Source organism: Flavobacterium sp., from assembly GCF_036759525.1.
In the GTDB taxonomy this organism is placed as follows: Bacteria; Bacteroidota; Bacteroidia; order Flavobacteriales; family Flavobacteriaceae; genus Flavobacterium.
Map to the genome: position 1 here is coordinate 1 of NZ_DAIOUN010000037.1, position 2,949 is coordinate 2,949.

Annotated in this window: 2 protein-coding genes; both read right to left on the bottom strand. The window is 36.4% G+C overall.

Annotation, left to right across the window (positions count from 1 at the left end; genetic code table 11):
• On the bottom strand, nucleotides 1-1,603 hold a 1,603-nt coding region (locus V7M80_RS13080), incomplete at its 3' end, for a GEVED domain-containing protein (RefSeq protein WP_333696800.1).
• Between the two features lie 231 nt (nucleotides 1,604-1,834).
• Nucleotides 1,835-2,949 (bottom strand): T9SS type A sorting domain-containing protein (locus V7M80_RS13085; protein ID WP_333696801.1); only part of this gene is annotated, 1,115 nt, incomplete at its 5' end.

Consider the following 2,949-nt stretch of genomic DNA (forward strand, 5'->3'; position numbering starts at 1 on the left):
TATCAACCGTTAAAGAATAAGCCTGAGCATGTGTGGTTATTTCAGGTTGAAAGGGGGAAGTGCCAATAGAAACTACCGTTTCAGCAGTTGGTACTACTCCTTCAGACCAATTGGAACCATCATTCCAATTAGATGAAGTTAATCCCAACCAACTTTGAGGTTTTATTACGTTTATTTTATAATCTTCAGTTTCACTGTAATTTTGATTGCCGCAAGCTGTTGGATTGGTGTTGTAAGTAGTACGAATACGCATAACAGTTTCTCCGGCTAAAGCTTGAGTTGGAATAGGTATAGCTAACGGACTCAATGAAGTAAGTCCATTGGTTTGATTTGTGGCAGTGCCCAAATCAATACGTTCGGTATCTTCAAAAATACTATTCTGATTCCAATCTATCCATACACTGGTTGACACTGTATAATTTCCACCTGTATTTACACGCACACTCAAAGGATAGCTAGAGCCACTCTCAACAGTAGTAACAGCTCCACTAAGATAAGACGTATAAGCAGGTGTGCCGTTTGAGGTTTGATTTAAGGTATGAAATACAACTCTGGTAATTCCGGTAGCATTATCGATTGGAGAACCCACAGAACAATAACAGTTAAATCGATTTTCCAATAATACGGTCACTGGAGCGGAAAAAGCCTCTAAAGATTGACATGCAATGCGACATCTAAATTGTAAGGGTTGTGTAATAACTGAATTAAAACTAGCCGATGTAGCACCGGTTATATTTTGCCAATTTGAAGTTCCTATTGCAGCACTTTGCCATTGATAAGAAACTCCGGCTTCAGAAAAGGATGTATTTAAAGTTAAATTCACCAAGTTAGAAGAACAAACAACCGAATTACTTGAAAGGGTATTCACTCCCGAAACACTATCCGGACAAAGTTTAGATTTAAATTCTATTTGTTGCGTTACAAATCTTCGGGTTCCACCTGATGTGGTGGTTCGGGTACCGGTATTTCCGGCTACTGTAGTTTCAAAGGTTCCCATGAATTGTGACCAAGTTGCATTGGAACCATTAAGGTATTGAAATCTATTCGTCATATCAGTACCGGATTGCGTTTGAGCACTGGTACTATTAACGGTATGTAAACTCACTACCAAACTTCCTGTACTACTCGTTACGGCAGGTGAAGTATGCGTAGTAGAATTCCCTGTAGAAGTATTAGTATTTCCTAGGGGATTATTTGGATCTACACCTCTAATCACCGTTATAGATGCGGTATATAGCCCTGAACTTGTGCTACTATTGCGAACAAAAGAATACGTACTGGGTTCACTGGTACCAGCAATTCTATAAAAGGTAGTGAGTCCTATTCTATCTGTATTGTCTGTGTTGCGAATGAGTATCCAACCACTAGGTGTATTGTAAGTGGTTTGACTTCCTTTTTCTTTTGTAATAACTACCAAAAGTAAATCACCGGCCAAAACACCGGAGGGTCTGTTGAATTGAGGATTATTAGACGAATTATTTCCATTATTGGAACTAACTTGAGAACTAATCCATTGAGGTTGTGCAGTTACACTAAAAGTAATAAGAGAAAGAAGTAATATACTTCTAAAATAGAATTGTGAAAGTAGGTTTAATTTTTTCATGATACGGTTAATTTTAGTTTGGGTTACTGAAATCATTTTGGGAATAATTTCAAGACAAACCTACAACCAGTACACAAATGGAAAACAAAAAAATTGTTGAAGACAATAAAAAAATCGATTACTTGAAAATCTATACTTGAAAAGCAATATGACCTTCGATAAACGGATTTCTTTTTACGATAAATAACAAAAGCCGGGCATTTAACCCGGCTTTAACCACAAATTATCAAATTAATACTTAACTAATTTAACAATTTTTTGAGCAGAACCTATTGTAATTTCTACCAAATAAACACCACAAGGATAGGTTTCTCCAAATTCAAAACTAGAATTTGCTGCTTTACTATTTCTTTCCTCTATTAATTGTCCGGAAAGATTGTATATGTTGAAGCGAATTTCGGTTGAAAAGGGATTATGAATCATAAATTGATTTCTGGAAGGATTAGGATAAATTACAATTGTATTAAGCAATTCGTCTGAAAATGAATCCGTCTTGGGTTGTACATTATCTCTTCTTATTGATTGAGTACAATCTACATATCCTGTATTTCCGTTATGAAAACTTAAATTCACTGCCTCACAGGCATCTGAAAGCTGACTGTAAATAGTAGAATTCAAAGCTGTTGAAGATCCAATCTTAGCTTGAGCTTCGTTAATCAACCAAGCTATAGTTTTACCATTGTATAGGTTGTTGGTAACAAGGGTTGCATTTTCCATTCCGGGATTAGCAGCTACATTTAACAACAGAGCTACCAACTGACCCGCAAATACATTTTTCACTTTTTTATTGTTGGGATTTAACTGATTTCCTGAAGCCAAACGATCAGGTGTACCCGAATTAGGTAAAAAGTTACGAATTGCACTTACGGAGTTTAAAGTTATTGAACGTCCGGGTTTTCCAATTACCAATCCATTTGGAAAATGATGCTGTAAAAATGCTGTTGTCAAAGGAGAATTAGCATTAGACCATCCACCTTGTGAATAGGTTTGATAGGTACACGGTTGAACCGGAGGTGTAATAGTAAGTTGTAAATGATAGGTTATACATCCTAGAACTATACTGTAATTTCCAGATTGCGTATATTCTATTTGATTCAAACTCCATAAATAGGAACCTACAGCAGTTACAGATTGAACTTCTGATGTTGACTCAACAATAGTAAGTTCTAAAACATTATTTTGACAATTCTCAAACGAGGTATATACCCCCGATTGAGTATAAGTTTGACCTGTAACAGACCATGTGTAGGAATCACATACATTGACAATGGTTTTGGAATCAGCAGGTTGGGTTCCGCTGATATCCCAAGAACAAGTCGTGGTATTAAATTCAGCCGTTTCGTAAC